The 16207-nt window shown below is 59.9% G+C and carries 9 protein-coding genes; 5 read left to right on the top strand and 4 right to left on the bottom strand.

Annotation, left to right across the window (positions count from 1 at the left end):
• Positions 1-48: 48 nt before the first annotated feature.
• Complete coding sequence (locus tag HB664_RS05710; protein ID WP_219940461.1) at positions 49-2433, bottom strand: beta-N-acetylhexosaminidase; 2385 nt, start codon at positions 2431-2433, stop codon at positions 49-51.
• 210 nt (positions 2434-2643) lie between these two features.
• Positions 2644-5352: a magnesium-translocating P-type ATPase gene (gene mgtA / locus HB664_RS05705; protein ID WP_219940460.1), complete on the bottom strand. Its 2709-nt coding sequence runs from the start codon at positions 5350-5352 to the stop codon at positions 2644-2646.
• A 387-nt stretch (positions 5353-5739) separates the two neighbouring features.
• Here mgtA and treR point away from each other — a divergent pair, with 387 nt between their 5' ends.
• The 5 genes from treR (at position 5740) to nrdG (ending at position 13037) form a co-directional block, all read left to right on the top strand.
• Entirely contained in the window at positions 5740-6687 is a 948-nt protein-coding gene (treR, locus tag HB664_RS05700; RefSeq protein WP_047174646.1) for a trehalose operon repressor TreR, read from the top strand.
• Positions 6688-6815: 128 nt separating this feature from the next.
• Complete coding sequence (gene treB / locus HB664_RS05695; RefSeq protein ID WP_029739268.1) at positions 6816-8234, top strand: PTS trehalose transporter subunit IIBC; 1419 nt, start codon at positions 6816-6818, stop codon at positions 8232-8234.
• Positions 8235-8285: 51 nt separating this feature from the next.
• Positions 8286-9929 carry an alpha,alpha-phosphotrehalase gene (gene treC, locus HB664_RS05690; protein ID WP_219940459.1) on the top strand — a complete coding sequence of 548 codons (1644 nt, stop codon included), beginning with the start codon at positions 8286-8288 and terminating at the stop codon, positions 9927-9929.
• Between the two features lie 376 nt (positions 9930-10305).
• A complete protein-coding gene (gene nrdD / locus HB664_RS05685) occupies positions 10306-12444 on the top strand; it encodes an anaerobic ribonucleoside-triphosphate reductase (protein ID WP_023310191.1) in 2139 nt (712 codons plus the stop codon).
• Positions 12445-12572: 128 nt separating this feature from the next.
• Entirely contained in the window at positions 12573-13037 is a 465-nt protein-coding gene (nrdG, locus tag HB664_RS05680) for an anaerobic ribonucleoside-triphosphate reductase-activating protein (protein WP_219940458.1), read from the top strand.
• A 32-nt stretch (positions 13038-13069) separates the two neighbouring features.
• Here nrdG and HB664_RS05675 read toward each other — a convergent pair whose 3' ends face one another.
• Together HB664_RS05675 and HB664_RS05670 are read right to left on the bottom strand one after the other, a co-directional pair.
• Positions 13070-14980, bottom strand: a complete 1911-nt coding sequence (locus HB664_RS05675) for a transcription antiterminator (RefSeq protein WP_219940457.1) — start codon at positions 14978-14980, stop codon at positions 13070-13072.
• A 19-nt stretch (positions 14981-14999) separates the two neighbouring features.
• Positions 15000-16136: a lactonase family protein gene (locus HB664_RS05670; RefSeq protein WP_219940456.1), complete on the bottom strand. Its 1137-nt coding sequence runs from the start codon at positions 16134-16136 to the stop codon at positions 15000-15002.
• Positions 16137-16207: the final 71 nt, after the last annotated feature.

The following is a 16207-nucleotide window of genomic DNA, read 5'->3' as shown; positions in this document are numbered from 1 at the left end:
GCTTTGGCGATAAAAAAAGGCAGCTCAGGCTGCCTTTTTTGTTGCTTGCTACTGATTCCGCGTCGCCCTGAGCAGCGTCTCCAGCGGATAGACCGCCGCAATCACCACTTCGTCCTGAACCTTCGCCGCGTTATCCAGCTCGCTCTGAATCGACGCTATTTCTTTATCATCCAGCGTGCCCTGGCGCGCGACCAGATCCGTCAGGCGCAGGCCAATCGAGGCCAGCTTATCCACCTCCTGGATCACCGGCTTCATGGCCTTCAGCTGATAGCTGTTTTCGCTTAGCGCCAGCGCGTCGCTGGTGTTGCTCTGCCAGCGATTAAAGACGTGGCGCAGCGCGTCGGCGCTTTCCGCATCTTCCGCATCGCTCACCAGGCGGTCCGCCCATTTGTTCATCTGCCGCACCGTGGCGCTTTCGGCGTTCAGCGCATCGGCGAAGCGGTTGAGCGGTTCGAACTGATGATAATTTCCCGCCTGGAACTTCAGGTGCTGGCGGGTGTAATACTGCGCGGGCTCTACCGCCTGAGCGAGGATCTGCAGCGGCAGCGTGTCGGCATTACCGGCGAGGCGCGTGAACTGCACCTGCTGCTGGGTATGCTGCTGCAGCCCGACGGACACCGTCGACCAGCTGTCCATCGCCTGCAGGCGGGTGTACATGTTGTCGACGTCGTTGACGTCCTGCGCGGACCACAGCCGCTCCGCCACCGCAAAGGTGCGCGGCCACAGTCGGATATCCAGCACCGGCGCCACCACGTTTTCCGCCCACAGCGCCGCTTCACCGCCGAGCAGGTTGGCCTGGTTCGCCACGTCCGGCACGACCGGCGGAACGCCTTTCGGCACGTCCTCCAGACGCGTGCCGCTGATTGGGTAACGCGTATTCCCCACCAGGAAATAGCCGGTGAGCTTGTCGTTATCAACGGAAACCACAGGGCGCGTCTCGCCCATCCACGTGTCGACGGTGAAGGTCACCTGGCTGTCATCGCGCCATTCAATATCCTGCACCGCGCGGCGCGATTTCCCGGCAAAATCAATAAATCCGCGCCAGCCTGCGTCCCCTTTCACCAGCGTGAAGCTCCCCTCCACCGGCTTGCCCTTCAGGCGCGGCATGGAGAAGGCCCAGCTCTGGACGCTGTCCGTGTCTGCAATCACATCCACGCCGTTCAGCCCCTGCGGGACAATTTCGTTGCGGTAGTGATAGGCGGTGGACTGGGGCTGGTCGAGATAGAAACCGGTCGAGAGAATGCCCTTGTAGCCGTTTTGCGCCACCTGCCCCAGCGCGTCCTGCCCCTGCCAGGACTGGATCAGAATGCTTTTCGGCAGGTCGGGATGATAGATCTCGTCCCAGCCGACCATCTGCCGGTGATGCTTCTCAAGGATCGTTTCCAGCTTGCGGTTGAAATACGCCTGCAGCGCGTGGCTGTCCGCCAGCCTGTTGTCGCGCATGAAATTCTGGATCGCGGCATTCGCTTTCCACTGGCTGTCGTCGACCTCATCGCCGCCGATATGCAGATACGGATCGGGGAAGATCGCCGCCAGTTCGCTGACCATCGCGTCAGCAAAGGCGTAGGTTGCCTCTTTTGTGGGATCTAAAACCGGCTTCAGCACGCCCCAGTGGCGCTCCATGGCGTACGGCCCCGGGGCGCTCATCAGCTCCGGATAGGCTACGGCAATCGCCGAGGCGTGGCCCGGCATGTCGATTTCCGGCACCACGCGAATACCGCGCTCGGCGGCGTATCGCACCACCTCGCGCATCTGTTCAGGCGTGTAGAACAGCCCGTCGCTAGCAAGCTGCGTCAGCTTAGGGTAGCGCTTCGAGCTGAAGCGCCAGCCCTGATCGTCGGTCAGGTGCCAGTGCAGGACGTTGAGCTTCGCCGCGGCCATGCCGTCGATCTGGCGCTTGATATCCGGCAGCGGAATAAAGTGGCGCGCCGAGTCGAGCAGCAGCCCGCGCCACGGGAAGCGCGGCGAATCTTCAATGGTGACCCACGGCAGCGAGGTGTTTTCCGCCCCGTTCTGCATCAGCTGGAGCAGGGTTTCCATGGCGCGCAGCGCGCCGAAGCGGGTGTTGGCGGAGATATCGACGCCGTTAGCATCCACCGTGAGCTTATAGCTTTCATCGCTGTCCGGCAGCGGCTGCGGTTTTACCTTTTTGGCAATCGCGATGCGGATGGTCGGCTTTTCAGGCTTGTCGGCCTGGGGCTGCAGCGTCCAGCCGGTTTGCAGGGCAATGCGCTGGCGCAGGCGGTTGACGGCGTCACCGAGATCGTCCCCGCTGACGCTAATGGATACGTTGTTGTTGAGCACCAGCGCGCCCTGGGTCGTCGGGCGCTCGACCTTCGCAGGCCAGGGCATCAAAGGGAGATCGCCTGCCGGGGCGGCAAACGCAGAGGCGCCGAGCATCAGCCCGGCGGTTAAGAGACTGTACCGTAACATGAATGTTCCTTATCTGACGGGCCAAATAAAGGCAAAACATTCTGTTAACATGCGCTCAATTTGTCGTCAAGCGAATGCGCCGACGGAGATCACAGGTTGTTGAATTTGGGAGGAAAGCCAGCCCCCTCTCCCCAAATGAGCGAGGGTGAAAGGCGACACCGAGCGGTCCCCTCTCCCTTTCAGGGAGAGGGTTAGGGTGAGGGTAAAAAATTACTGCCATCCATACCGACGCGCATAGAATCCTTTCACCATCTGCGTCAGCACCATATAGCCCGCGAGGATCGCCACCAGCCACGGGAAGTAGCTCAGCGGCAGCGCCTGAAGCTGCAGGTAGCCTGCCAGCGGCGAGAACGGCAGCGCGATGCCGAGAGCCATCACAATGCCCGTCATCACAATCAGCGGCCACGCGGCGCGGCTCTGGATAAACGGAATGCGGCGGGTGCGGATCATGTGCACAATCAGCGTCTGCGACAGCAGACCTACCACGAACCAGCCGGACTGGAACAGCGTCTGGTGTTCCGGGGTGTTGGCGTGGAACACAAACCACATCAGGCAGAAGGTCAGGATATCGAAGATGGAGCTGATCGGCCCAAAGAACAGCATAAAGCGCCCCAGATCCGCCGGGTTCCAGTGCTGCGGCTTCTGGATCTGCTCGTCGTCCACGTTATCAAACGGGATCGCCACCTGAGACACGTCGTACATCAGGTTCTGGATCAGCAGATGCAACGGCAGCATCGGCAGGAACGGCAGAAACGCGCTCGCCACCAGCACGCTGAAGACGTTACCGAAGTTGGAGCTGGCGGTCATCTTGATGTACTTGAGCATATTGGCGAAGGTACGGCGCCCTTCGATCACGCCCTCCTCCAGCACCATCAGGCTCTTTTCCAGCAGGATAATATCCGCCGCTTCGCGGGCGATATCCACCGCGCCATCGACGGAGATACCGATGTCCGCCGCACGCAGCGCGGGCGCGTCGTTGATGCCGTCGCCCATAAAGCCCACCACGTGCCCTTCACGCTTAAGAAGGGTGACGATGCGCTCTTTGTGCATCGGCGTCAGGCGGGCAAACAGCGTGGTACGCTGGGCAAGCTTCGCCAGCTCGTCGTCGGACAGGTGCTCAATATCGCTTCCCACCACCACGTCGCCCGCGTCCAGCCCCACTTCATGGCACACTTTGGCCGCCACCAGCTCGCTGTCGCCGGTGAGAATTTTGACGGTAATACCGCTCGCCTTCAGCGCTTTCAGCGCTGGCGCGGTGGTCTCTTTCGGCGGATCGAGGAAGGCGATGTAACCCTCGAGGATCAGATCGGATTCATCGATACGCTGATAGTCACCCTCGCGCGCGGGCAGGAACTTGCTCGCGACCGCCACCACGCGCAGCCCCTGACGGTTCAGGTTGTCGGTGACGCGCCTGATACGGCGCAGCATGGTGTCGTCCAGCGGCACGATGTCGCCGTTATAGCGAACCTGCGTCGACACGTTGAGGATCTCCTGCAGCGCCCCTTTGCAGATCAGCTGATGCACGTCCGTCTGCTCGCTCACCACCACCGACATGCGGCGGCGCTCGAAGTCGAACGGGATCTCATCCACCTTCTGCCAGCGGCCGGAGAGCGAGCGGGCGGATTCCTCGTCCACCCCTTCCAGCACCGCGACGTCGAGCAGGTTTTTCAGCCCGGTCTGGTAATGGCTGTTCAGCCACGCGCTGTGCAGGACGCGCTCGCTGGTTTTGCCGGAGATATCGGTGTGGTTCTCCAGCACGATTTTGTCCTGCGTCAGGGTGCCGGTTTTATCGGTGCAGAGGATGTCCATCGCGCCAAAGTTTTGAATGGCGTCGAGGTGTTTGACGATCACTTTCTGTTTAGAGAGCTTCACCGCCCCGCGCGCCAGCGTGGAGGTGACGATCATCGGCAGCATTTCCGGCGTCAGGCCAACGGCCACGGAGAGCGCAAACAGGGCCGCCTCCCACCAGTCGCCTTTGGTGTAGCCGTTGATCAGCAGCACGATCGGCGTCATCACCATCATAAAGCGGATCAGCAGCATGCTGACGCGGCCAATCCCTTTCTGGAAGGCGTTTGGCTCGCTCTCCTGCTCGCTGACGCGCCCGGCAAGCTGACCAAACCAGGTGTCGCCCCCGGTGGCGGTGACAATCGCCTGCGCGGTGCCGCTGACCACCGTGGTGCCCATAAAGCACAGGGTGTCGCACTCGAGCGGGTTCATCTGCTGCGGGTCGCGGCTGCGCGCTACCTTTTCAACGGGCAGGGATTCCCCGGTCAGGGAGGCCTGAGCGACGAACAGATCGCGCGCCTGGATAATGCGTAAATCCGCCGGGATCATGTCCCCCGCGGCCAGCTTCACCAGATCGCCCGGCACCAGCTGGTCGATAGGCAGCTCCACCCAGGCGTTTTCGCCGAGATCGTTAATCACGCGCGAGACGGTCGCGGTGTTGCTGACCATCGCCTTCAGGGCGTCCGCCGCTTTGGTGGAGCGGGCTTCCTGAATAAAGTTCAGCAGCGTGGAGATACCCACCATCAGGGCAATCACCCCTGCGGCAAACAGATCTTCCGTCGCGTAGGAGATGAGGCCGAGCACGGTCAGCAGCAGGTTGAACGGGTTGCGGTAGCAGAGCCACAGGTGCACCCACCACGGAGACGGCTTTTGCGCCGGGATCTGGTTATCGCCGTGCACGGCGCGGATTTTTTCCACTTCGGCCGCGTTTAGCCCTTCCGGGTGTCCGCCGAACGCGCGCCAGACTTCGTTTTCATCCATCGCCGCCACGTTCAGGCAGCGTTCGGTCAGGGACGCGGGGATCGCCGCCCCCGCCATGTTTTTGGCGTTTGGCAGCGGGTCGCGCTGAACAAGACGGTGTGGCAGGTGGCGGCTCAGCAGGGCCTGCAGCTGCCGGGTGATATTTTTAAACATAGTCATTCCTCCGCATCCGCCTGGGCGGACGCAGCAATTCCTTCAGGCGTGGCAAAGCCGTACCTGAGAGGCACTCAATTTTTCAAGCAGGAACGTTTAAGACGTTGCTGCCTCACGCCGGTGAGACAGCAAAAGCTGGCTTACCGGAAAGAACGCATTCTCCCGTTCAGGAGAGGTGTGGGATCGGGATCCATGAAGCCTCCGGTAAGTAAAAAGTAGGGTGTCGCCGCGCAGTACAGGGATTTAGGCATACCCTTTATGACGATTCGGGCGGTATTATACCCCCCTGCAAATAAACCGAACGTAAACCAGACTTTGCCCATAGCGAAATCGCGCTATAGCATTAGGCTCAATTCACTACATCGTCGTTGTTACAGGGAATACAGCATGCAGAACCGCCTTACGATTAAAGACATCGCGCGTTTAAGCGGCGTGGGGAAATCGACCGTCTCACGCGTGCTGAACAACGAAAGCGGCGTCAGCGAACGCACCCGCGAGCGCGTTGAGGCGGTTATGAATCAGCACGGTTTTTCCCCTTCCCGCTCCGCGCGCGCCATGCGCGGGCAGAGTGACAAAGTCGTCGCCATCATTGTCTCGCGTCTGGACTCTTTGTCTGAAAACCTCGCCGTGCAGACCATGCTACCCGCCTTCTACGAGCAGGGGTATGATCCGATCATGATGGAGAGCCAGTTCTCTGTGCAGCTGGTTGAAGAGCATCTGGGGATGCTCCAGCGGCGCAACATTGATGGCGTGGTGCTGTTCGGTTTTACCGGCATTAAGGACGAGATGCTGAAACCCTGGCAGCCTTCGCTGGTGCTGCTGGCGCGCGATGCACACGGGTTTGCCTCCGTCTGCTACGACGACGAGGGCGCGATTATCACCCTGATGCAGCGCCTGTTTGACGAGGGCCATCGTCACATCAGCTTCCTCGGCGTCCCGCACGCGGACGTCACCACCGGCAAGCGCCGTCATGAGGCCTATCTGGCCTTTTGCAAAAAGCACAACCTCTCCGCCGTGGCCTCCCTGCCGGGGCTGGGCATGAAGCAGGGCTACGAGCAGGCCGCCAGCGTTCTGACGCCGCAGACCACCGCGCTGGTGTGCGCCACGGATACCCTGGCGCTGGGTGCCAGCAAATATCTGCAGGAGCAGCGTATCGATAACCTGCAGGTGGCGAGCGTCGGCAGCACGCCGCTGATGAAGTTCCTGCACCCGGAGATCATCACCGTCGATCCGGGCTACGCCGAGTCCGGCAGACAGGCCGCCGCGCAGCTGATCGAGCAGATAAACGGGCGTTCAGAGCCTCGTCAGATCGTCATTCCCGCTCACCTTTCGTAACCCCTCTTAAACAGATTATTGTGATCTTTGCCTGATTTCGGGAACGTTCCCATTTTCGCCGTCACGCTGAAGGAGTAGGCTTGCGCTCAGGTCATTACACCCCTCACCATCTGTCATGAGGTTTCATGATGAGTAAAGTCAAACAAGCAGATATCGATCGGCTGATCGTCCTGGTCGGCGGACGCGAAAACATCGCCACCGTCAGCCATTGCATTACCCGCCTGCGCTTCGTGCTGAACGATCCGGCCAAAGCCAACCCGAAGGCCATTGAAGAACTTTCCATGGTCAAAGGCTGCTTCACCAACGCCGGGCAGTTCCAGGTCGTTATTGGTACCGAAGTGGGCGATTACTATCAGGCTCTGCTGGCGACAACCGGGCACTCTTCTGCCGATAAAGAGCAGGCGAAGAAGGCCGCGCGCCAGAATATGAAGTGGCACGAGCAGCTGATTTCCCACTTCGCGGAAATTTTCTTCCCGCTGCTGCCCGCGCTGATCAGCGGGGGCTTAATCTTAGGCTTCCGTAACGTCATCGGCGATGTGCCGATGAGCGACGGCAAAACCCTGGCGCAGATGTATCCGGCGCTGAAAACCGTTTACGATTTCCTGTGGCTGATTGGCGAGGCGATCTTCTTCTATCTGCCGGTCGGGATTTGCTGGTCCGCGGTGCGAAAGATGGGCGGCACGCCGATTCTCGGTATCGTGCTGGGCGTCACGCTGGTCTCTCCACAGTTAATGAACGCTTACTTACTTGGTCAGCAGGTGCCTGAGGTGTGGAACTTCGGCCTGTTTACTATCGCCAAAGTGGGCTATCAGGCGCAGGTCATTCCGGCCCTGCTGGCGGGTCTGGCGCTGGGCTTCATTGAAACGCGCCTGAAGCGCATCGTGCCCGATTACCTCTATCTGGTGGTGGTGCCGGTCTGCTCGCTGATCCTGGCGGTGTTCCTGGCGCACGCCTTTATCGGTCCGTTTGGCCGCATGATCGGCGACGGCGTAGCCTTCGCGGTGCGTCACCTGATGACCGGCAGCTTTGCGCCAATCGGTGCAGCGCTGTTTGGCTTCCTGTACGCCCCGCTGGTGATCACCGGCGTGCACCAGACCACGCTGGCCATTGATATGCAGATGATCCAGAGCCTCGGCGGCACGCCGGTCTGGCCGATTATCGCCCTGTCTAATATTGCACAGGCGTCGGCGGTCACCGGCATCATCATCGTCAGCCGCAAGCACAACGAGCGTGAGATCTCCGTTCCGGCAGCCATCTCTGCTTACCTCGGCGTCACCGAACCGGCGATGTACGGTATCAACCTGAAATACCGCTTCCCGATGCTCTGCGCGATGATCGGTTCCGGTCTGGCGGGCCTGGTGTGTGGTCTGAACGGCGTGATGGCGAACGGGATTGGCGTCGGCGGCCTGCCGGGCATTCTCTCCATCCAGCCGGCTTACTGGCAGGTGTTTGCTCTGGCGATGGCCATCGCGATTATCGTCCCTATGGCGCTCACCACCGTGGTTTACCAGCGTAAGTTCCGTCAGGGCTCGCTGCAGATTGTTTAACTTCTTCTTTCGGGGCGCAGTTGCGCCCCTTCGCATTTGCAGGAACGCATTATGAATACCCTTCCTTACTGGTGGCAGAACGGCGTCATCTATCAGATTTACCCAAAGAGTTTCCAGGATACCACCGGCAGCGGCACCGGCGATCTGCGCGGCGTGACGCAGCGGCTGGACTACCTGAAAACCCTCGGCATCGACGCCATCTGGCTGACGCCGTTTTATATCTCCCCGCAGGTGGATAATGGCTACGACGTGGCGAATTACACCGCCATCGACCCGGCTTACGGCACGCTGGATGATTTCGACGAGCTGGTTGCCCGGGCGCACGAGCGCGGCATCCGTATCGTGCTGGATATGGTGTTTAACCACACCTCCACGCAGCACGCCTGGTTTCGCGAGTCGCTGAACAAAGAGAGCCCGTACCGCCAGTTCTACATCTGGCGCGACGGCACGCCGGAGCAGCTTCCCAACAACTGGCGCTCCAAGTTTGGCGGCAACGCCTGGCGCTGGCACACAGAGAGCGAGCAGTATTACCTGCATCTGTTCGCCCCGGAGCAGGCGGATCTCAACTGGGAGAACCCAGAAGTGCGCGCCGAGCTGAAAAAGGTGTGCGAGTTCTGGGCCGATCGCGGCGTCGACGGCTTGCGTCTCGACGTGATTAACCTGATTTCGAAAGATCAGGATTTCCCGGACGACAACACCGGAGACGGCCGCCGCTTCTACACCGACGGGCCGCGCGTTCACGAATATCTGCAGGAGATGAGCCGCGACGTCTTCACTCCGCGCAACCTGATGACGGTGGGCGAGATGTCCTCGACCTCGCTGGAGAACTGCCAGCAGTACGCCTCGCTCGACGGACGCGAGCTGTCGATGACCTTTAACTTCCACCACCTGAAGGTGGACTACCCCGGCGGCGAAAAATGGACGAAGGCGAAGCCGGACTTCGTGGCGCTGAAAACCCTCTTCCGCCACTGGCAGCAGGGGATGCACAACAGGGCGTGGAACGCGCTGTTCTGGTGTAACCACGATCAGCCGCGCATCGTGTCGCGCTTTGGTGACGAAGGGGAATACCGCGTACAGGCCGCGAAGATGCTCGGCATGGTGCTGCACGGCATGCAGGGCACGCCGTATATCTACCAGGGCGAGGAGCTGGGGATGACCAACCCGCACTTCAGCCGCATCACCGACTATCGCGACGTGGAAAGCCTGAACATGTTCGCCGAACTGCGCGCCAACGGCCGCGAACCGGATGAATTACTGGCGATTCTGGCGAGTAAGTCCCGCGATAACGGGCGAACCCCAATGCAGTGGGACGCTTCGCACAATGCGGGCTTTACCGAGGGCGAGCCGTGGATTGGGGTCTGCGATAACTACGAAACGGTGAACGCCCGCGCCGCGCTCGACGACCCGGATTCGGTGTTCTACACCTATCGGTCGCTGATCGGCCTGCGTAAAACCCTGCCTGTGCTGACGTGGGGAGATTATGAGGATCTTCTGCCGGAACATCCTTCTCTTTGGTGCTACCGTCGTCAGTGGCAGGGGCAGACGCTGATGGTGGCGGCGAACCTGAGTAATACGCCGCAGGAATGGCAGACAGACGCTCTCAGCGATAGGTCGCAGGTGCTGATGAGTAACTACCCGGCACCGCAAACGACGTCGCTGCGTCCGTTTGAAGCCGTCTGGTGGTTGCAGCAGTAACTTTCCCTGCCGGGTGCGGCTCAGCACCCGGCTTACTTTACTGTTTTTGTTGAGTAAATAATCAGATTTTTCTCTCGCGCCTTTACAATCGCTGAAGCGCCCGTCGTTTGTACTCTCGTCTTTTTACTTTGTTCTGCATCAAATAAATCGCAAACATGTTTGATGCAAATCACTATATGTAGCACTTAAAATGCACGCCGACCCAACATCTTGTATTTATCGTCTACTATTCCAACAACAAGACGGCGCTTACGCTGGCCGGAATTGTGGATAACACGAGCTGGGAACGCGGGAAGTCTTTGGCCCGGCGGGGAATATGCCCGGTTATGACTTCTCCACCTCTGTGGATAACCTGTTTTCAAAAAATGGAGTGATCATGACACCGCATGTGATGAAACGTGATGGCTGTAAAGTGCCGTTTAAATCAGAGCGCATCCAGGAAGCCATTCTGCGTGCAGCTAAAGCAGCGGGAGTCGATGACGCAGATTACTGCGCCACCGTCGCAGAAGTCGTTAGCAGCCAGATGAACGAACGCAGCCAGGTCGATATCAACGAGATCCAGACCGCGGTTGAGAACCAGCTGATGGCGGGGCCCTACAAGCAGCTGGCGCGCGCCTACATTGAGTACCGTCACGATCGTGACGTGCAGCGTGAGAAGCGCGGTCGTCTGAACCAGGAGATCCGTGGCCTGGTGGAGCAGACCAACTCCGCCCTGCTCAATGAAAACGCCAACAAAGACAGTAAAGTGATCCCAACCCAGCGCGACCTGCTGGCCGGTATCGTCGCCAAACACTATGCCCGTCAGCATCTGCTGCCGCGCGACGTGGTGTCGGCGCACGAGCGCGGTGAAATTCACTACCACGATCTCGACTATTCGCCGTTCTTCCCGATGTTCAACTGCATGCTGATCGACCTGAAGGGCATGCTGACCCACGGTTTTAAAATGGGTAACGCCGAGATTGAACCGCCTAAATCAATCTCCACGGCCACCGCCGTCACCGCGCAGATTATCGCTCAGGTCGCCAGCCATATTTACGGCGGCACCACGATTAACCGCATTGATGAAGTGCTGGCCCCGTTCGTGACGGCAAGCTTCAACAAGCATCGTAAAACGGCCGAAGAGTGGCAGATCCCGGACGCCGACGGCTATGCGCACTCCCGCACCGAGAAAGAGTGCTACGACGCCTTCCAGTCGCTGGAGTATGAAGTGAACACGCTGCATACCGCCAACGGCCAGACGCCGTTTGTAACCTTCGGGTTTGGTCTGGGCACCAGCTGGGAATCGCGCCTGATCCAGCAGTCCATTCTGCGCAACCGCATTTCCGGCCTCGGCAAAAACCGCAAAACGGCGGTGTTTCCGAAACTGGTGTTCGCCATTCGCGACGGCCTGAACCACAAGTTTGGCGATCCGAACTACGACATCAAACAGCTGGCGCTGGAGTGCGCGAGCAAACGCATGTATCCGGACATCCTGAACTACGATCAGGTCGTCAAAGTGACCGGTTCGTTTAAAACGCCAATGGGCTGCCGCAGCTTCCTCGGCGTGTACGAAGATGAAAACGGCGAGCAGATCCACGACGGGCGCAACAACCTGGGCGTCATCAGCCTGAACCTGCCGCGCATCGCACTGGAGGCGAAAGGCAATGAAGCGGAATTCTGGACGCTGCTGGACGAGCGCCTGCAGCTGGCGCGTAAGGCGCTGATGACCCGTATTGCACGTCTGGAAGGGGTCAAGGCCCGCGTGGCGCCAATTCTCTATATGGAAGGGGCCTGCGGCGTACGTCTGAAAGCGGACGATGACGTGTCGGAGATCTTCAAAAACGGCCGCGCGTCGATTTCGCTGGGCTATATCGGTATTCACGAGACCATCAACGCCCTGGCGGGCGATACGCATATGTACGACAGCGAGGCCCTGCGTGAGAAAGGCATCGCGATTGTTCAGCGCCTGCGCGACGCGGTAGACCAGTGGAAAGAGGAAACCGGCTACGGGTTTAGCCTCTACAGCACGCCGAGCGAGAACCTGTGCGACCGCTTCTGCCGTCTGGATACCGCCGAGTTCGGGATTGTGGAAGGCGTGACCGACAAAGGGTATTACACCAACAGCTTCCACCTCGACGTGGAGAAAAAGGTGAACCCGTACGACAAGATCGACTTCGAAGCGGCCTATCCGCCGATCGCCAGCGGCGGCTTCATCTGCTACGGCGAGTACCCGAACATTCAGCACAACCTGAAGGCGCTGGAAGACGTATGGGATTACAGCTATCAGCACGTGCCGTATTACGGGACCAACACGCCAATCGACGAGTGCTACGAGTGCGGCTTTACCGGTGAGTTCGAGTGTACGAGCAAAGGCTTTACCTGCCCGAAATGCGGCAACCACGATGCGGCTCGCGTCTCCGTGACCCGTCGCGTGTGCGGCTATCTCGGCAGCCCGGACGCGCGTCCGTTTAACGCCGGCAAGCAGGAAGAGGTGAAGCGTCGCGTGAAGCATTTGGGGAATGGGCAGATCGGGTAAGTTCTGCGCAGGGTTCTCCCCCTCACCCTACCCCTCTCCCTCAAGGGAGAGGGAACTCTTCCCCCTCTCCCTGTGGGAGAGGGTCGGGGTGAGGGCATCAGCGCGCACAAATTCTCTGGACATTTTCTATGCGATATCATCAATACTACCCCGTCGACATCGTCAACGGCCCCGGCACCCGCTGCACCCTGTTCGTCTCAGGCTGCGTCCACGAATGCCCCGGCTGCTACAACAAAAGCACCTGGCGTCTGAACTCCGGCATGCCGTTTACCGCTGAAATGGAAGACCGGATCGTCAACGACCTCAACGACACCCGCATCAAACGCCAGGGGATCTCGCTCTCCGGCGGCGACCCCCTGCACCCGCAAAACGTGCCGGATATCCTGAAGCTGGTGAAGCGCATTCGGGCAGAGTGTACGGGAAAAGATATATGGGTCTGGACAGGCTACAGGCTGGATGAGCTGAACGCGCAGCAGATGGAAGTGGTGGATCTGATTAACGTCCTGGTCGACGGCAAGTTCGTGCAGGATTTAAAAGACCCGGCGCTGATCTGGCGCGGCAGCAGCAACCAGGTTGTGCATCATCTGCGTTGAAAAAAGGCGGATGTTATCCGTCCGCCCTTACCTCAAAACCGGCTCAAACTCTCCATTGCCACCGCCTTAAACCCGGCAAAATCTCCGCAGCTACAGAGCCGCGACATCGCCCGTTCACGCAGGAAGGTGACGAAGATATCGTAAATCGCCATCGCCTCTTCGTATTCGCTTTTGCTGATGGCGAGCAGGAAGATGACGTGCGCGGTTTCATCTCCCCACTGAACGCCGTGCGGGGCGAGCACGGTATAGACCACGGTTTTCTGCGCTAAAAGGCCGAGGGAGTGCGGCAGCGCGATGCCGTCGCCGAGCATGGTGCTGACGATGGCTTCACGCTCGACGACAGAATCCAGGAACTCCGCGCCGACAAACCCCTCGCCTTCAAGCTGCGCGCACAGTTCACGGAACAGCGTTTGCTGATCGATCGGCTTGTCGATAATGCGGAAATGGGACGCGTCGAAGTATTTATCCAGCATCCACGGGCGGGTGCGGTCCACCAGCACCAGTTTGCCGATCTGCTCTAACTGGTAATCGGTCGGGAACGGAGCGATCGTCACCACCGGTTTGGACTTTTCGCTTACGCGGGCGGTGGCGATCACAAAGTCTTCGCTAATCGTTTCCGCCAGCTCGTACTCGCGCAGGGTGAGCGTGCGGGCCACCTCAATTTGCGGGTACTTGCGCTGCAGCACCGCTTCAATCATGCGGACCATGGCATTACCTGCGTCGCACACCAGCAGCACGCGCGGCTGGCGCTGGTAGCCGATGTTGTAGTGGCGCTCCAGCCCGACGCCGATGTGCAGCACCAGGAAGCCGATTTCGTTTTCGCTGATCACATAAGGCGTGTATTTTCCCCAGCTCGACACCGCCGCCAAAGTCATATCCCACGCCATCGGGTAGTGCTGCTTGATGTTATCCAGCAGCGGATTGGGGATCATGATTTGATACCGCACACGGGTGATCATGGTTTTGATGTGCGTGAGCAGGTCCGCGTGCAGCTGCGCGTCGCTGAGCAGGTTGTAGTTATAGTGGGTGTTGATATAGCGCAGGATGTAGTTGACCAGCGCTTCGTCGTCGTCCGCGTTAATTGCGCTCGGGGCAATCTCCTGAATCTGCCGCGCCGCAATGTGCACGCACAGCCAGCTCTCCTCCGAAGGTGAAAGCGCTTTGCCCGCCAGCTGCTGGATAGTGACGGCGATATCTTTCGCCGCCTCGCGCACGTTCTCTTCTACGTCTTCGGCGTGGAATTCCGGCAGCGGATAGCCCTCGCTGATGCGCCGCACCGACACCGCGCAGTACAGGCGCAGGAACAGCTCGCCTTCGTCGGTCAGACGGATGTGATGACGCGTCAGCGCCTCGTGCAGCACGGGCACCATCTGCTCCGCCACGCCTGCATTCAGCGCCACGTCGGTCACCAGCGGGTTCAGGCTGTCCTGCTGCGCCAGCTCCCAGAGCAGATCGGTCAGGCAGGCGCGGGTCGACATCTCGCTGCCAAACAGCTTCATCCCGTGGCGCGGGCGCGTTTCCAGCGTCAGGTTATAGCGGTGGAACCACTCGCGGACTTCGGTCATGTCGCTCTGCAGCGTGGCGCGGCTGACGAACCACTCGTCCGCCAGATCCTCGAGCTTAAGAGAAAATGCCGAGGTCAGAAAACGCACCACCAGATAGTGCACGCGCTCCGGCCCGGTCCGGGGAATACGCAGCGCGCGCGGGTGGGATGCCTGCAGCTGCTGGTAGCGCTGGGCATCATCAATTTTGAGCTGATAGCCGTTGCCCCGGCTCAATATAAACTGCGCGCCGTGGCCTGCCAGCAGCGCGTTCAGGGCGGTGATATCGGCACGGACGGTTCGCGTGGAGACCGACAGCCGCTGCGCCAGCTCGTCCTGCGGCAGCGTCTCGTTTTGCAACAAATCGAACAGTTGCGCTAAACGTTGGTTCGGAAATCGCACGGGTTTGTCCTCTTACAGCTTAAGGTGAAATGACCATCTGAGATGGGCTGCCGACCGGGGTATAGTCCGGCTCGAAGCTTAATTTCCCGTCCTGCGCCACGCGGAAACGGGTGATGTTGTCGCTGCGCTGGTTCATGACGTACAGCCAGTGTCCCTGCTTATCGAGCGTCAGGGTGCGCGGGTAGTCGCCGCGCGTCCACACGTCGTCCTGATGCGTCAGCGTGCCCTCCGCTGTTACGGTAAAGTGCCCGATGCTGTTATGCAAACGGTTAGCCACATACAGCTGTTTACCGTCGGCGCTTAATGCGAGCCCGGCAGCAAAGCTGGTGCCTTTGTAACCTTCCGGCAGGGCTGAGAGCGTTTTGCCCTCTTTCAGGGTGCCGTTGGCGTTCACGGTATAATGGGTGAGCGTAGACGCCTCTTCGTTAATCAGCCACAGGGCATCGCCTTTTGGCGTAAAGACAAAGTGGCGCGGCCCGGCGCCTTTTGAGGAGGCGCTGATAAACGGCGGATCGTTCGGCGTCAGCTTCCCTGTTCGATCGTCAAAACGGTACTGGTAGAGGCGATCCAGCCCAAGATCGGTGGAAAATACGTATTTCCCGCTCGGATCGGCGGCGATCATGTGCGCGTGGGGGCCGTTATGATCGCTGATGGCAAAGCTGCCCTCCGCTGCCGCTTCCGGCTTCGCCGCGCCCGGCTCGCCCTGATCCTGATGCTTATCCGTAGCCTCACCCAGGCTGCCGTCTGCTTTAACGGGCAGCACTGCGATAGATCCGCTGACATAGTTCGCCACCAGCAGATGACGACCGTTCGGGGTCAGCGACAGGTAAACCGGCCCCGCGCCGCCGGAGGCCACCTGATTCAGCTCGCTCAGCGTGCCGTTATCCCCCACCCGCAGCGCCTGCACCACGCCCTGCTCCACTTCACTTGCCAGATAGAGCGTTTTGCCGTCGTGCGAGACGGCCAGCTGCGCGGCGTTCGGCAGCCTGCTCACCAGCGTTTTATTCGCCAGCGCGCCGCTTTGCGGGTCAACGGTAAAGCGGTACAGCCCTTCGCCGTTGGGGTTGTAGGTGCCCACCCAGGCGTACTGCGGCTGGGCGATAGCGGCGGTGGCGAACATTGAGAGTGAAGCAACAAGCAGGGTACGGGTGTGCATGGTGGCTCCTTCAGGTGTGTGCGGTTTGTTTTCCCTCACCCCGGCCCTCTCCCAAAGGGAGAGGAGGTAAA

Source organism: Enterobacter sp. DNB-S2 (assembly GCF_019443845.1).
Taxonomy (GTDB): Bacteria; Pseudomonadota; Gammaproteobacteria; order Enterobacterales; family Enterobacteriaceae; genus Enterobacter; species Enterobacter asburiae_B.
This window is presented reverse-complemented; position numbering and strand designations above follow the sequence as displayed.

What these genes read in the sequence shown, in the direction of transcription:
- HB664_RS05710 (WP_219940461.1), bottom strand. Translation starts at nt 2,433, where the DNA reads ATGTTACGGTACAGTCTCTTAACCGCCGGGCTGATGCTCGGCGCCTCT.
- mgtA (WP_219940460.1), bottom strand. Translation starts at nt 5,352, where the DNA reads ATGTTTAAAAATATCACCCGGCAGCTGCAGGCCCTGCTGAGCCGCCAC.
- treR (WP_047174646.1), top strand. Translation starts at nt 5,740, where the DNA reads ATGCAGAACCGCCTTACGATTAAAGACATCGCGCGTTTAAGCGGCGTG.
- treB (WP_029739268.1), top strand. Translation starts at nt 6,816, where the DNA reads ATGAGTAAAGTCAAACAAGCAGATATCGATCGGCTGATCGTCCTGGTC.
- treC (WP_219940459.1), top strand. Translation starts at nt 8,286, where the DNA reads ATGAATACCCTTCCTTACTGGTGGCAGAACGGCGTCATCTATCAGATT.
- nrdD (WP_023310191.1), top strand. Translation starts at nt 10,306, where the DNA reads ATGACACCGCATGTGATGAAACGTGATGGCTGTAAAGTGCCGTTTAAA.
- nrdG (WP_219940458.1), top strand. Translation starts at nt 12,573, where the DNA reads ATGCGATATCATCAATACTACCCCGTCGACATCGTCAACGGCCCCGGC.
- HB664_RS05670 (WP_219940456.1), bottom strand. Translation starts at nt 16,136, where the DNA reads ATGCACACCCGTACCCTGCTTGTTGCTTCACTCTCAATGTTCGCCACC.